The organism is Deinococcus aquaedulcis (assembly GCF_019693445.1).
Classification (GTDB): Bacteria; Deinococcota; Deinococci; order Deinococcales; family Deinococcaceae; genus Deinococcus; species Deinococcus aquaedulcis.
In genome coordinates this window covers 1-15,024 of sequence record NZ_JAHRBL010000002.1, presented here as the reverse complement: position 1 = coordinate 15,024, position 15,024 = coordinate 1, and the positions used below count along the sequence as shown (strand labels likewise).

Below are 15,024 nucleotides of genomic sequence, written 5' to 3'. Positions count from 1 at the left end.
CCACGGTTGACCCTCTTTTCCAGCGTTCTGGTTCAGTTCCTATTCCCGGAGGTTTCCACCATGAGCAGTGACAACAGCACCGCAGGCCACAGCACCCGCCGCAAGTTCCTCGGGGCCGCCGGATTGATGGGCGCAGGCGCCGTCCTGAGCGGCTGCACCAACGTCCTGGCCACCCATCCGGCCAAGGCCAATCTGGACGCCACCATCTTCAACTTCGCCCTGAACCTTGAGTACCTGGAAGCGGCCTTTTACCTGGCGGCCGTGGGTCGGCTCGACGAGCTGACGGCTGCAGGCGGCGACGCCAGCAAGGTCATCCTGCCCGCTGGCTTTACCGGACGCGGCGGCGTTGCCGTCCCCGGCCTGACCGGCGACATGCTGGCGATGGCCCACGAGATCGCCGATGACGAGCTCGCCCACGTCAAAGTGATTCGCAAAGTCCTGGGCGGCGTTGCCGTACCCCAGCCCCGCCTGGACCTGGGCCCGGCCTTCCAGGCCGCTGGCAGCGCGGCCTCGGGCGGCGTCATCACCAACTTCAACCCCTTTGCCAACGAGCTGTTCTTCCTGCACGGCGCCTTTATCTTCGAGGACGTGGGTGTCACGGCCTACAAGGGCGCCGCGCGCCTGCTGGTGGACGACAGCGCGGGCGGTAACCTGGAGAACGCGGCCGGGATTCTGGCCGTCGAGGCCTACCACTCGGGCTCGGTACGCACGCAGCTGTACAACCGCCGCACTCAGCAGGCCGCCGCCGGCCTGACGGTGGAACAGGTGGTGCAGGCCATCAGCAACCTGCGCGACGCTGTGGACGGCAGCGATGACCGTGACCAGGGCCTGAGCGCGAATGCCGCCAACAACCAGAACCCCAACGTGCCGGCCCGCAGCGCCAACATTGTCCCCACCGACATTAACGGCATTGCGTTCAGCCGCACCCCCCGTCAGGTGGCCAACATCGTCTTCCTCGACACGAGTGGCACCAAGACCCAAGGGGGCTTCTTCCCCGACGGTCTGAGCGGCAACTTCTCGGCCATCCTCGCGCTCTAAGCGACCGTTTAACCCTTCAGCCGCTCCGGGACGTGGTACCCGGAGCGGTTGTCTGTTCTTTCTAGAACAAGAGGAGCGGGAAACAGAGCGCTGGATCGTCTTCCAGAGCCCCAGCGGTTTTCATAGGTTGGCCATCAGAAGTAACCCACGACTGGCGCGCTGTGTGGCTTGCATTTTTTCCTCCAGCCCTGTATGATTTTTCTTCGTGCGCCGCGCCGGACTTACCGACGCGGCTGGAGAGTGCCCCCACTTTCAAGGACGAGCTTTCAGGGTTGAAGGCGTTTGGAGTTCTGCAGGGGACTTTCCCGAAAGGACGACAAATGAACTTTGATCAACTGATTGCGCCCGAACTCGCGGCGCGTCTCGCCGAACGTGGCATCACCGAAGCCAGCCCCATTCAGGAAGCCAGCCTTCCCCACACCCTGCAGGGCCGCGACCTGATTGGCCGCGCCCGCACCGGCACCGGCAAGACCCTGGCCTTTGCCCTGCCGATCCTCTCCAAGCTGGAAGCCAGCCGTGAGCGCGCCCGCCTGCCGCGCGCCATTGTGGTGGCCCCGACCCGCGAACTGGCCAAGCAGGTGGCCGAGGAGTTCTCCAAGAGCGGCGCGCACCTCTCGACGGTCACCGTGTACGGCGGCGCCGCCTACGGCCCGCAGGAAAACGCTCTGCGCCGTGGCGTGGACGTGGTGGTGGGCACCCCCGGGCGCCTGATCGACCACCTGGAGCGCGGCAACCTGGACCTGAGCGACGTGCAGTTCGCCGTGCTGGACGAGGCCGACGAGATGCTCTCGGTGGGCTTTGCCGACGCGATTGAAACGATTCTGCAAAAGACCCCCGAAACCCGCCAGACCCTGCTGTTCAGCGCCACGCTGACGGCCGACATCAACCGTCTGGCCCGCAAGTACCTGAATGACCCTCTAGTCGTGGACATGGTGGGCGAGGGCAAGAGCCAGGCCGCCCAGACCGTGGAGCACCTGAAGGTGAAGGTGGGCCGCACCCGCACCCGCGTGCTGGCCGACCTGCTGACTGTCTACAACCCCGAAAAGGCCATCGTGTTTACCCGCACCAAGCGCGAGGCCGATGAACTGGCCAACGAGCTGATTCACCGTGGCATTGAAAGCGAGGCGCTCCACGGCGACCTGGCCCAGAGCCAGCGCGAGCGGGCCCTGGGGGCCTTCCGCAGCGGGCGCGTGGGCGTGCTCGTCGCCACCGATGTGGCGGCGCGCGGCCTGGACATCCCCGAAGTGGACCTTGTGGTGCAGTACCACCTGCCCCAGGACCCCGAAAGCTACGTGCACCGTTCGGGCCGCACCGGCCGCGCCGGGCGCACCGGCACCGCGATCATCATGTACGGTGACCGCGAGAACCGCGAAGTGGCCGGCCTGGAGCGCGTGACTGGCGTGCGCTTTACCGAGCGCCCCCTGCCTACCCCCAAGGAAGTGGCCGCCGCCAGCGCGCGGGCCAGCGCCGACATGGTGCGCAAGGTGGACGCCAGCGCCGCCGCCAACTTCCAGGCCGAGGCCGAGAAGCTGTTCAGCGAACTGGGCCTGGAAGCCCTGGCGCGCGCCCTAGCCAAGATCAGCGGCGTGACCGAGCCTGTGAAGGCCGCCAGCCTACTGAGCGGTGAAGAGGGTCTGACCACCATCATCCTGCACGCCGAGCGCATGAGCGTGGCGCGCGCCGTGGCCCTGCTGGCCCGCACCACCGACGTTGACACCCGCCGCCTGGGCAAGGTGCGCCAGTGGCGCGGCGGCGCTGTGGCCGACGTGCCCAGCGAGTTCGTGGAGAAGCTGATGGCCGCCAGCCCGCTGGAAGGCGAAGTGGGCGTGGAAGTGGCCCAGGAACTGCCCGAACTGTTCGAGCAGCCCACCCGCGAGCGCCGCGACGGCGGCGGCTACCAGGGTGGCCGTGGCTACCGTGACCGCGAGGACGGCGGCTACGGCAACCGGGGCGGTGGCTACCAGGGCGGCGGCCGTGGTGGCTACGGCAACCGGGGCGGCCAGGGCGGCGGCGGTGGACGCGGCGGTCAGGGCCGCTGGAGCCGCGACCGCGATGACCGTGGCCCGCGCCAGCGCGAAGACTTCGCTGACCGCGAGTTCGTGCCCTCGGGCCGGTAAGCGACAGACCAGAGAAGGCCCCCTCCGATTTGGAGGGGGTCTTTTCTTGGATGCGAGCCCCTGGGTGGAGCACAACCATCAGGGCGAGCCTCAAGGTGCAGGCTGCTCCCTAGGGGAAAGTGGCCCGTCTCTTCCTGCCTGTTCAGCCGCTCGCTCAGGGTTCGCGGCCGGCGCTGAGCCACTGGGCCTCGTGCTCGGCCTGCCGATCAGGTCCATGCTGCTGGACCCAGGCCACTGCACCTTGCACGTTATAAGGAACACGGCGGAATTCTGGGGTCCAGACGCCCGCGCGGCGGGTCAGCGCCACCCAGCGTGCCAGGGGCAGACCGTCTTTCTGGCGCGACACGGGGCCGGCATTCACCACAGTTACGCCGTCCACCACACTCAGCATCTCGCGGTGGGTGTGCCCCACCACGCACACGCGGCCGCCCCTGTCATAGGCAAAGTCACCCAGGCGCTCACGCAATTCGGCGAAGTGGGCGGGGCGGGTAGACCGGCCGTCTTCCGTGAGCATCAGGTCTTCCCAGGGGCTGCGGGGGGAACCGTGGGCGACGCGCACCTCGCCCCCCGCCACATCCATGAAGGTGGGCAGGGCCGCCAGCGTCTCTCCTATCCTGTCAGGCAACTGCGCACGCAGCCAGGAGCGCATCTCTTCCTTGCCCGCTCTGAGCCCCGCGACCCGTTCGTCCGTGTTGCCGCGCACGCTGGGCGGCGCGTGTTCCTGTTGCAGTGCCCAGGCGCGGGCCGGGTCAGCGCAGCCCCAGACGGTATCGCCCAGGTTCAGCACCAGATCGGGCGCCGAAGCGCGCAGGTCGTCCAGCACCGCCTGAAGCGCGAAGGCGTTGCCGTGCACGTCACCCAGAATGGCCAGCCGCACGCCCCTCAGCCTGCCTTGGGCCGCCGGATTGCTGCAAAGATCAGCGAGAAGAGCAGCACCGTCACCACATACGAAATCAGCGACGCCACCGGATCAAAGACCGGGCTCAGGACATCGTGGGCAAATTTGTAGATCGCAAACGGGACGGCCCAGCCCAGGGCGAACAGCCCCGCGCGCTGCAGAAAGTCACGGGTGCCCGACGCCTGCGGAAAGTACCGCATGGGCAGAATCATGGCAGGGAGCAGCAGCAGTTGCGCGGCGTAAAACCACAGGGGCAGGTTTTCCAGGCCGTAATCCAGCGCGGCAAAAACGATATTCAGCAGGCCGATCACGACGCCAGTAATCAGGGCGGTGCGCAGAAGCAAAGGATTCACCCCGCTATGCTGCCACGGCGAGGTGAAGTTAGGCCTGGACCCAGCCGCTTAACGTTCCTACCCCTCTTAAGGCAGAGGCTTCAGACGGCATTGCGCTGAAGTCAGTGTCAAGGGTCGCCGGTTTGCCTGCACCAGTCCCACCACTTGGTCTAACGCTACCGGACCAAAAGTCCGGGAATCTTCAAACAGATCCGCTCGGTTATCGGCCAGCACAAAAACGTGATCCAGCGGTACAGTCACAGCTCCCGCCTCACCTATCTGCGCCTCATTGTTCAGTGGCAGCGCCTCCTCCATGCAACCCGCAGCGCGTAGCGCCTGGATGCGCGCCGGATCGTCGGCCACTTGACCGTTCACATACAGCAGGGCGCGGCGCAGTTCCACGCGGTCGCCGGGCAGGGCCACCACCCGCGATAGGGCCTGTGTCCCGGAAAAAGGAATTCGGTAAACCACCAGAGTCCCGCGCTGCACGGCCTGCTGCCGGTCAAAACGCCGCTGTACCCGTACAAATTCGCCCGGCGCAACCGTGGGCAGCATGACAGGGCTGGACGTACGGGTATAGGTCACCAGTTGCGACAGGCCAAGGCCTGCGGCAACGAGTCCCAACCCTACCAGCAGGGCCTTGCGCTTGCCTGGGCGGTCCAGCCGGAGCAGGCGTGGCCAGCCGTTCATGGGCGGTTGGTACTCGGCCCACAGGAAGGCCAGCAGGCCGAACGCCACGCGAGCAGCCCAAAGGCGCCACTCTGCGCCCAACAACCACGGCCACGCCACGAACAGCAGCGCGGCCGTACCAATCGCAAGCAACGTGCTGGTGTAGAGCAAACCCAGAGGCCCCAGGGCAAACCCCAGCAGGCCCGCCACGAAGGGCCGCCGGGGATACGGATCAGGCAGGGGCAGGATGGACATGCCCGGTCAGTGTAGAGGCCTGCGGGGCGCTGCAAGGCGGAACCTCAGCAGCGCCTGGTCGCCCACAGGCCAAAGGAGGGCCCTTCAAGTCCAGCGGGGCTTCCCCTTCATCTGCCACCTCACGGTGTCGTCTGGGTGATGCTGCGCGTCTTGCCCATGCCCGCCACCACCTGATTGATCACCCGCAGCCACGCCCGGGCGCTGGCCTCCACCACATCGGTGGCCACGCCAGTGCCGTGCAGACTGGTTTCGCCGTAGCGCGCCCCAATGCTGACCTCGCCCAGCGCGTCCCCGCCGCCCGTGACCGCCTGAATGCGGTAGGTTTCCAGTTCTGGGGTAATTTGCGTGATGCGGTTGATGGCCTGAATGGCCGCCTCCACAGGCCCGTCGCCGTGGGCGGTGGCGTCCACCGGGCCGTCGGGGGTATTCAAGCGCACGAAGGCCACAGGGGTCATGTTCATGCCGCTGGTGATCTGAAAGCCTTCCAGGGTGAAGGTCTGCGGAATGTCACTGCGGGCTTCCACCAAGGCGCGCAGGTCGTCGGCGTAGATCTGGCCCTTGCGGTCGGCCAGGTCCTTGAAGCGGGCAAACAGGTGCTGCACCTTGTCGTCGGGCAGGTCGGCGTACCCCAGGTCGGTCAGGGCCTTGCGGAAGGCGGCGCGGCCACTGTGCTTGCCCATCACCAGCACGGCGGCCTCGCGCCCCACCAGCTCGGCATTCATGATCTCGTAGGTCTCGCGCGCCTTCAGCACCCCGTCCTGGTGAATGCCGCTTTCGTGGGCAAAGGCATTGTCACCCACCACAGCCTTGTTGGGCTGCACGGGCATCCCGCTTAAGCGGCTGACCAGCCGGCTGGCGCGGTACAGCTCGCGGGTGCGGATGCCGGTCTCCAGGCCGTAATGGTCCTTGCGGGTGTGAAAGGCCATCACCAGTTCTTCCAGGCTGGCGTTGCCGGCGCGCTCGCCAATGCCGTTCACGGTGCATTCGATTTGCCGGGCGCCGCCCTCGGCCGCCGCGATAGAGTTCGCTACCGCCAGCCCCAGATCGTCGTGGCAGTGGGCGCTCAGGATGACGTGCCCAGGCAGCGCCGCGCGAATCCGGGCAAACAGCGTGCGGATCTCATCGGGGGTAGTGTAGCCCACGGTGTCGGGGATATTGATGGTGGTGGCCCCAGCCTCCACCGCCGCCTGGAAAATGCGAATCAGGAACTCGGGGGCGCTGCGGGTGGCGTCCTCGGCGCTAAATTCCACATCGTCCACGAAGCTGCGGGCGTAGGTGACGGCCTGCACGGCGCGCTCCACCACGGCGTCTGGTTCCAGGTTCAGCTTTTTTGCCATGTGAATGGGGCTGGTGGCGATGAAGGTGTGAATACGGGCCTTTTCAGCGGCTTCCACCGCCTTGGCCGCCGCTTCAATGTCGGTGCGGTTCGCGCGGGCCAGGCCGGCAATGACCGGGCCCCGGACCTCGCGGGCAATGCGCGACACGCCTTCCAGGTCACCGGGGCTGGCGATGGGAAACCCGGCTTCAATCACGTCCACGCCCATGCGGGCCAGCTGGTGGGCAATTTCCAGTTTCTGCGCGTGGTTCAGGGCCACGCCGGGCGACTGTTCCCCGTCGCGCAGGGTGGTGTCGAAAATGCGGATGCGGGCGGTGGGGTGCGGCTGGGTCATGGCAGGGCTCCTGTGGGCAAGGTAGGCAAGCGAAAACCCCCGGAGGGGTGTCCTCTGGGGGCTTGGTTGGCCGTATCTGTCTGGCCGCTCACTCCACCGGAGGACGGGCAAGAAGAAGGCCAAACGCGAACATAGGCCCAGCGTAAGGGGGCCCCGGCCAGGGCCGCGCAGGTTGTCTAATGCAAACGCGCGTTAGGGGAGGCAGCCTCAGTGCCTCGCCTCTCCCATTGCAACGTTTCAGAACAGCGCAGAAACGTTTCCATTCTCGGGGCGAGGCACTTTTTTCGCTTCTCGCTCTGCGACGCAGCTGTTCCAGCCCGCTCGGTTGATCTAAAGATCAACAGCGAGCGCCTTAGAGCAGCCCCGCCCGGGTCAGTTCCTCTTTCAGCGCGCGCAGGGTGGGGTATTCCTGCACGAACAGCCGGGCCGCCGAGCGCACTTCCTCGTGGCCCAGCAGCGGCGCGGCCGAGCGCAGGGCCCCAGCGGCGTCCGCGTAGTGCTTCCGCCCCCGGCCCTGAATGTGGGCAGCGGCGGCCTGAAGCAGCAGCGGTTTGGCCTCGGCTGCCGGCAGCGCCAGGGCCAGGCGCGTGGCGAGGTGGGGCCCCAGCACCCGCAGCGGGTCAGCCTTCTGGCGCCTGAGGACGGGCAGGGCCCGCTCGCCCAGGCCCTCCTGCAGCAGAAACAGCACGAGGCGCCCCAGGTTCACGCGCTGCTGGGCCCAGTGATCAATCAGCGTTTCGCGGTCGGCGGGCCAGTCGGGGCTGACCGCTTTCAGGGCCGCCAGCCAGTCCAGATCGCGCGGCAGAAAGGACGCGGTGAAATCGGGGTGGTCGCCGGTGCCGTGCAGCACCGCGTCCAGGGCCAGGGTGTGGGCATCGGCGTCACGGCCGGTCTCGCGGAAGTGTCCGTAGAGCCACGCCCGGGCGCCGTACACCCGGAGGTTGGCGCGGGCGTGGGCTTCCAGCGCGTCCAGCAGGCCGAATTCACGGAACGGGGCTTCCACCTGCTGGGGGGGGACGGGGCGCGGGCCCTCGCCCAGCGCGGCCACGGCGTCCGCCGGGCGGCCCTGGGTCAGCAGCAGGCGCACCAGCCCTTCCAGGTCGCCTGCCGCGCGGGCCAGGGCCACCTCGGCTTCGGGGGTGACCTCGCCCGCGCCCAGCTGGCCCAGCACCCCCAGGGTCCGCGCCAGCTCCTGGCGGCGGTAGGCCCGGCCCTCGGCGTCCAGGAGGCCCTGCAGGAACCCCAGGGTCAGGGCGCGGTCCTCGGGGGGCAGCGCGGCGAACAGGTCTGCCTGTCCTTCCTGCGCAATCTCGGCGGCGCTCCAGCCGAATTCGGCGGCCTCGTGCAACGCGTCGTGGGCGGACGAGCGCACGTCCTCAGCCAGCTCGCGCGCCAGCAGCCGCAGCAGGGCACTGCGGGCCGGGGCGGCGAGGTCGTGCAGTTCCACGCCGTAGTCCTCGTCCTGCAGCTCGGCGGCGCCGTCCAGCAGGGCCACCGCCGCGTTCAGGAGCGCCTGGGGGTCGGCACCGGGGGTCTCGCCCAGGCGGCTTAACTCCTCGGCCAGCGGCCACACGTCGCTCAGGTCAGGACCCTCGCCTTCCCAGTCTGCCTCGGGGTCGTACGCAATCTGCGCAAAGGCGGCCTGCAGTTGTCCGGCCAGCCCTGCGCCGGAGCCGCCCGCCACCACCAGCCGCGTCAGGTCCGGTTCGCGGCGCAGCAGCCGGCGGACCAGGGCGCGCAGCTCGTCGGCGCTCAGGGCGGCCAGCGTGACGTCTAGATCCGGCCACGCCTCGAAGTCCTCTGGCGCCCCGGCGGCGCGGGCCAGCAGCGCGGCCACATGCTTGCAGCCGCCTGTGCCGCCCACTGGGCAGGAACAGTGGGCGGCCTCGACCGCTCCGGCGCGCACGGTGGCCTGCACGCGGTAGCGCTCCTGGCCCCGGGCGACCCCACTCAGGGTCACCGTGTCGCCGTCCGGCTGGGCGCTCAGAGCCGTCAAGCCCGCCACGTAGGGCTGCCCCTTGCGCCACTCTTGGGCTCCCACATGGGCCCGCGCCGCGTTCACCGAGAGTTCGACCATGTGGGCCCAGCATAAAGAATGCGGCCCCCAGCCACAGCGGGCGGGGGCCGGCCAAGGCGAAGCGGCTTAAACTTCCAGCGCCTTCTTGCTGATAAAGGGCATCTTGTCACGCAGGTCCTGGCCCACGACTTCCAGTGTGTGGTCGCGCATCTTGCCGCGCTGCTCCTCCATAAAGGGAAAGCCCGCTTCGGCGTCGGCAATGAAGCGCTCGGCGAACTTGCCCTGCTGGATGTCGGCCAGCACGCGGCCCATTTCCGCCTTCGTTTCAGCGGTGATGATGCGCGGGCCCGTCACGTAGTCACCAAACTCGGCGGTGTTGGAGATGGAGTGGCGCATGCCGCCAAAGCCCTTCTCGTAAATCAGGTCCACGATCAGCTTGACCTCGTGCAGCGTCTCGAAGTACGCGATTTCGGGCTGGTAGCCGGCTTCCACCAGCGTCTCGAAGCCCGCCTGAATCAGGTGGGTGACGCCGCCGCACAGCACGCTCTGCTCCCCGAACAGGTCGGTTTCAGTTTCTTCCTTGAAGGTGGTTTCCAGCACGCCCGCGCGGGTGCAGCCAATGCCCCGGGCGTAGGCCAGGGCGATCTCGCGCGCCTGCCCGGTGGCGTCCTGATGCACGGCGAAGATGCCGGGCATCCCGGCCCCGTCGGCGTAGACGCGGCGCAGCATGTGACCGGGGCCCTTGGGCGCCACCAGAAACACGTCCACCCCGGCGGACGGCGTGATCCGGCCAAAGTGAATGTTAAAGCCGTGCCCAAACGCCAGCGCCTTGCCGTCTTGCAGGTGGGGGGCGATGCTCTGCGCGTACACCTTGGGCTGCTGCTCGTCGGGGATCAGCAGCATGATCACGTCGGCTTCCCGGGTGGCGTCTTCAATGCTCGCCACGCGCAGGCCCGCCTGCTCGGCCTTGGCGCGGCTGGGGCTGCCTTCGCGCAGGCCCACCACCACATTGAGGCCACTGTCGCGCAGGTTCTGGGCGTGCGCGTGGGCCTGCGAGCCGTAGCCGATGATCGCAATCAGCTTGTCTTCGATGGGGGCGGTGGACACGTCGCGGTCGTAGTACATCTTCGCAGCCATTGGGGAATTCTCCTATAGAACGTGAGCTGGGTGGGATTGTGGACTAGAGCAGGTTGACCGTTGATGGTTGAAGGTTGATGGTGATGGGCCTTTTCCATCACCTCTCGACCATCAACCCTCCTCTAAAACAGATTCGGCACTTCGCGCGCCCGTTCCTCGCGGGGTTCGGCGGAGAGCACGGGCTGGAGGGTCTGGGTTTCGCCGGGGTGGTAGACGTGGGCCGGAATATCGGCGTTGCTGCCGCGCGTCAGGGCAATGCGGCCGGTGCGCATGGTTTCCAGGATGCCGAACGGACGCAGCTGCTCAATGAAAGCGGTGATCTTGCCCTCGTCGCCGGTCACCTCGAAGGTCAGGGCGTGGCGGCCCACGTCCACAATGCGGCTGCGGAAGTCTTCGGCGATCTGGCGCACCTCCACGCGCGTTTCGGGGTTGATCGCCACCTTGACCAGCACCAGTTCGCGGTCCACGTATTTTTCCAGGCTGTGGTCAATGATCTTGACCACGTCGTGCAGCTTTTCCAGCTGGCGCATGGCCTGTTCCACCACGCCCCGGTCGCCACTGACCACGATGGTCATGCGCGAGACGCCGGGGTGCTCGGTGGTGCCCACCGACAGGCTCTTGATGTTGTAGCCCCGGCGGCCAAAGAGAGCGGTGATACGGGTCAGGACGCGCGGTTCGTCGCGCACCAGGATGGACAGCAGGTGGTCGGGCGTGGGCTGCTCGGGGGTCATGCTTCGCTTGCCTCCGGGGTGGGGGCGCCGGGGCGTGCCGGCTCGGTTTCGATCATCTCGGACAGGGCGGCGCCCGCCGGGACCATGGGGAACACGCCGTGCTCGTGCGGCACCACGACTTCCAGCAGGGCGCTCTTGGGGTTGGCCAGCCACGCGTCTATGGCGCCGGGCAGTTCTTCGGCGGTGCTGGCGCGGTAGGCGGGCACGTCGTAGGCGTCGGCCAGCTTCACAAAATCGGGGTTGGAGTCGCCCAGCCACACCTCGGAGTAGCGCTTTTCGTGGAACAGTTCCTGCCACTGGCGCACCATGCCCAGGTAGGAATTGTTGATGATGCAGATTTTCACGTTGCGGATGTCGTACATCTTCAGCGTGGCGAGTTCCTGGGCCGTCATCTGAAAGCCGCCGTCCCCGGCAATGACCACCGAGCGCACCCCAGGCTCGGCCATCCCGGCACCAATGGCGGCGGGCAGGCCAAAGCCCATGGTGCCCAGCCCGCCCGAGTTGATCCAGCGGCGGGGCTTTTCAAAACGGGCCAGCTGCGCGGCGAGCATCTGGTGCTGGCCCACATCGCTTGAGAGCAGGTCGTCGGGGCGCAGGCGGTCCACCACGGCCTTGACAGCGTAGCCCGCGCCCCAGTGGCCAGGGGTCTCGGTGCGGGCCTTCCAGGCGTCCAGTTGCGCGCGCCATTCGGCACGGGGCAGCGGCTGGGCGCCCTCGGCCAGCAGGCGGGCGGCCTGGGCGGCGTCGCCGCGCACCGGCACATGGGTGCGCACGATCTTGCCGATCTCGGCAGCGTCCAGGTCCACATGGATGATGGCGGCGTGGGGCGCAAAGCCGCTCACACGGCCCGTCACCCGGTCATCGAAGCGCAGGCCCAGGCCCAGCAGCACATCCGCCTCGCTGATCGCGCGGTTGGCCGCCACCGAGCCGTGCATACCGGGCATTCCCAGCCACAGCGGATCGCTGGCGGGAAAGGTGCCCAGGCCCATCAGGGTGGTGATCACCGGGATGTCCCAGGCGCGGGCCAGGGCGGTGATTTCGGCGGCGGCGTCCAGGCTGCCGCCCCCCACCATCATCACTGGCTTCTTGGCGCCGCGCAGCAGCTCGCGGGCCCGCGCAAGGGCCTCGGGATTGGGGGCGGGGGCTTCGGGGCGGGCCTGGGGCGCCGGGATCTGGCCGGCAAAAGCCGCCAGCTGAATATCCTTGGGGATATCCACCAGCACTGGTCCCGGGCGCCCGGAGCGGGCAATGCGAATCGCCTCGGCCACAATGCGCGGCAGCTCGGCCACGTCGCGCACCACGTAATTGTGCTTGGTGATGGGCAGGGTAATCCCGGTGATGTCCGCTTCCTGAAAGGCGTCGGTGCCCATCAGGTGGCTGGCCACGTTGCCGGTGATCGCCAGCAGCGGCACACTGTCCAGCATGGCGTCGGCCAGACCAGTCACAAGGTTGGTGGCGCCGGGACCGCTGGTCGCCATACACACGCCCAGTTCACCTGTGGCCTTGGCCCAGCCCTCGGCCGCGTGGGCCGCGCCCTGTTCATGGCGGGTCAGGACATGGCGCACCTCGGGGTAGAAGGTCAGGGCGTCGTAGACCGGCATGATCGCCCCGCCGGGATAGCCGAACACCGTGGAAATACCGTGGTTGGCCAGGGTGGCCCACAGGGCCTTGGCTCCGTTCATCTGGCCCCGCTGCGGTGCGGAAAGGTGCGGTGCGTGCTGCGCTGGCGCGTGCTCTGAACCCATGCCTGATCCTCCTGAAAAAAAGCGCCCCCGCCCTGATCTGGGGCGGGGGTGGGCGAAGCGGTGACGCAACCTAGCCTCGGGTGCCCCCGGTGCTAAGAATTACGATCACGATCTTCGCGCTCATGGCTCCACCATAGGCGGCGCATTGAGGGGCCTGCAAGGTGCGTCTAGACGCCTGGGCGTTCCAGCGTGGGGAACAAACGGGCGTTCGTGAGGCGGCAGGGGGTGGGGTGAAGGGTCGAGGGGTCGAGAGGTGGGAATGGGCAGCGGGCTGTCCGGTTGTAAAACCGCTTCACAGGTCGAGGGGTCCAGAAGTCGGGGCGTCGAGCACTGCCGGCCAGGCTTTCTCGACCCTCTCGACGGCTCGACCCCTCGACCCACGAAAAGAGGAGCGTGCCACCTGGGCCGCTCCTCTCCCCCACCCCCGCCTTACCCGCGCGGGCCGGTTTCGTACACCGCGCGCCAGGGCTTGTAGACCGTCTTGACCTGATCGGTGCGGACCACGCCGCCTTCCTTGATGGTGCGGGTAATGTAGAGGCTGTAGCCGTCAGCGGCCCAGTCCACCTGCCGCACGGTGCCGGGGCGCAGGGCCGGGTTGACCACATACTGCGGCCCCGGGTGCGGAATGCGCGCGGTGATCACAGCCGGGCTAACCGTCACCGTGCGCGCGGGCTTGATGCCCCAGACCTGCACTTCCAGGGTGCTGGCGGCGTCGTTGTTCACGGCCTTGATCAGGATGGGGCCGCTGGTGTCGTTTTTCAGCTTCAGGTCCAGGCCCGGGTCGTACACGGCGGCCTCAAAGCCCACCTGGGGTTCGTAGTAGCCCACGCGGTACGAGTGCTGATTGCGCTCCACCACTGGCAGCCCGGCGTTGTACAGCGCGCGGAAGACGGTGGTGCTCACCTGACACACGCCGCCGCCCAGGCCGTCCACCGTGCGCCCGCCACTGATGATCAGGCCGCCCACAAAGCCGTTCTGGGGGGTAATGCCGCCCAGCGTGTTCAGGAAACTGAAGACCTCGCCAGCAGGCACCACGGCCCCGTTGATCTTGGCCGCCGCGTTGGCGACGTTGGTGCGCCGCGCGGGGCTGCTGCGGTAGTAGGTGCTCTTGCCCACAGCGATCAGTTGCAGCTGGTCGGCGGCGGGCAGTTCGGCCAGGGTCAGGGTGGGCTGCTGCACCTTGCTGGGGAACACCACCGTTTTCTGTGTGGGGTCCAGCACCGCCTTGCGGAACAGGGCGTAGGCGGCGGCGCGGTCGGTCACGCGCCCGGCCCGCTCCTTGGTGCCCACCAGCTTGCCGCCCTGCAGCACATAGCGGGCATTCTGGGCGGGGCGGTCCACCGCCTCGGTCAGGCGGCCAAAGGCGGCTTTCAGGGTCTGCTCGTCGGGCACAATGCCGGCCTCGCGCACCCAGAACAGGTTGGCCACTTCCAGGGCGCTGAGCACCCCGGTGCGGTCCGTGCCGTCCAGCGAAGCGATGAAGGAGCGGTTCAGGGCGTTGCCCCGGTCCACATGAACCTGCAGGGCAGCGGCCGTGTATTTGGCGGTCCACTCCTTGACCGGCACGGTCAGCGTGGTCTGGGCCGGGTTGGCGGCGTAGGTGTTCACCGCTGCAGTCACGTCGGCCTGGCGGCCAGGGTTGCCCGGCTTGACCGCGTATTTTTTCGTGGCCTTGTCGAAGAAGATGGCCGCGTTCTTGGGCTGCGTGTTCAGGGCGGCGGTCAGGCCGCTCAGGGTGGCGCGGGCCTGGGCGGTGTCCACCGTCACGCTCAGGGGCAAGTCCTGCACGGGCGCCTGCCCGATCAGGCCCTGCACCTTTTGCAGCAGGTTGCGGCTGGCCGTGGCCTCAAACGCCGCGTCCAGGCTGCGCGCGGTGTCGGCCTGCCAGCCCAGCTTCTCGGCGTCCACGGTCCAGCGCGCCGTGCCCGCCCGCACCGTGACCTGGGGCGGGGCGGCCACTTGCCCGGCCAGCGCGGCCTGGGCCTGGTCCCGGGTCAGGCCGCCGACCTCCACCCCGGCAATGCGCAGGCCCGGGGCCAGCGTGCCCCCCGGCTGCGTCGCCACACCCACCGCGAGCGCTCCACCCACCAGCGTCGCTCCCATCAGTCCCCCAGCCCAGCGCTTCATCAGTGCTCAGTGTAAGGAAGTTCACGGGCGCGCGATTGCAGAAACCGCACGTTCCCCTCATGGTCAGGGGTTCATGAAGGCCGCTGGGAACGGAGGTTCGGCCGGGCTGGACAGGGGGCGGCTGGAGAAGAGGCATGGGCAGGGGATGAGGAGCCTTGCGCCCTACACCTAGTGGTCTGATGGAGAAAAACATTGACAGTTGGAATTGAGAGGAAGAAGCTGGGGGCGGAGGTGTCGCATGGCCCGCCAGCCTCGTCCACCACACATCGTCCTGACCCCCGAAGAACA

Annotated in this window: 11 protein-coding genes; 2 read left to right on the top strand and 9 right to left on the bottom strand. The window is 67.9% G+C overall.

Annotated features, from left to right (window positions below):
* Window positions 1-60 precede the first annotated feature (60 nt).
* Window positions 61-1,038 (top strand): ferritin-like domain-containing protein, encoded by a 978-nt coding sequence (locus KMW22_RS03030; RefSeq protein ID WP_221088562.1) that lies wholly within the window; start codon window positions 61-63, stop codon window positions 1,036-1,038.
* A 320-nt stretch (window positions 1,039-1,358) separates the two neighbouring features.
* On the top strand, window positions 1,359-3,155 hold the full coding sequence (locus tag KMW22_RS03025; protein ID WP_221088561.1) for a DEAD/DEAH box helicase: 1,797 nt from the start codon (window positions 1,359-1,361) through the stop codon (window positions 3,153-3,155).
* A gap of 154 nt (window positions 3,156-3,309) precedes the next feature.
* On the opposite strand, the gene KMW22_RS03020 is transcribed toward KMW22_RS03025, so the two are convergent.
* The 9 genes from KMW22_RS03020 to KMW22_RS02980 form a co-directional block, all read right to left on the bottom strand.
* Window positions 3,310-4,032 (bottom strand): metallophosphoesterase family protein, encoded by a 723-nt coding sequence (locus KMW22_RS03020; RefSeq protein WP_221088560.1) that lies wholly within the window; start codon window positions 4,030-4,032, stop codon window positions 3,310-3,312.
* A 5-nt stretch (window positions 4,033-4,037) separates the two neighbouring features.
* Window positions 4,038-4,406: a hypothetical protein gene (locus KMW22_RS03015; RefSeq protein ID WP_221088559.1), complete on the bottom strand. Its 369-nt coding sequence runs from the start codon at window positions 4,404-4,406 to the stop codon at window positions 4,038-4,040.
* A gap of 66 nt (window positions 4,407-4,472) precedes the next feature.
* Entirely contained in the window at window positions 4,473-5,309 is an 837-nt protein-coding gene (gene lepB / locus KMW22_RS03010) for a signal peptidase I (protein WP_221088558.1), read from the bottom strand.
* Between the two features lie 119 nt (window positions 5,310-5,428).
* Window positions 5,429-6,979, bottom strand: a complete 1,551-nt coding sequence (locus KMW22_RS03005) for a 2-isopropylmalate synthase (RefSeq protein ID WP_221088557.1) — start codon at window positions 6,977-6,979, stop codon at window positions 5,429-5,431.
* Between the two features lie 352 nt (window positions 6,980-7,331).
* The gene (locus KMW22_RS03000; RefSeq protein ID WP_221088556.1) at window positions 7,332-9,056 is read right to left on the bottom strand and encodes an SWIM zinc finger family protein; all 1,725 of its coding nucleotides are present in this window, start codon (window positions 9,054-9,056) and stop codon (window positions 7,332-7,334) included.
* Between the two features lie 66 nt (window positions 9,057-9,122).
* The gene (gene ilvC / locus KMW22_RS02995; protein WP_221088555.1) at window positions 9,123-10,133 is read right to left on the bottom strand and encodes a ketol-acid reductoisomerase; all 1,011 of its coding nucleotides are present in this window, start codon (window positions 10,131-10,133) and stop codon (window positions 9,123-9,125) included.
* A gap of 122 nt (window positions 10,134-10,255) precedes the next feature.
* Complete coding sequence (gene ilvN / locus KMW22_RS02990; protein WP_221088554.1) at window positions 10,256-10,864, bottom strand: acetolactate synthase small subunit; 609 nt, start codon at window positions 10,862-10,864, stop codon at window positions 10,256-10,258.
* Window positions 10,861-12,546 carry a biosynthetic-type acetolactate synthase large subunit gene (ilvB, locus tag KMW22_RS02985; RefSeq protein WP_221088553.1) on the bottom strand — a complete coding sequence of 562 codons (1,686 nt, stop codon included), beginning with the start codon at window positions 12,544-12,546 and terminating at the stop codon, window positions 10,861-10,863. The genes ilvN and ilvB overlap by 4 nt, the downstream gene beginning before the upstream one ends.
* A gap of 492 nt (window positions 12,547-13,038) precedes the next feature.
* Window positions 13,039-14,736 carry a VanW family protein gene (locus KMW22_RS02980; RefSeq protein WP_221088552.1) on the bottom strand — a complete coding sequence of 566 codons (1,698 nt, stop codon included), beginning with the start codon at window positions 14,734-14,736 and terminating at the stop codon, window positions 13,039-13,041.
* Window positions 14,737-15,024: the final 288 nt, after the last annotated feature.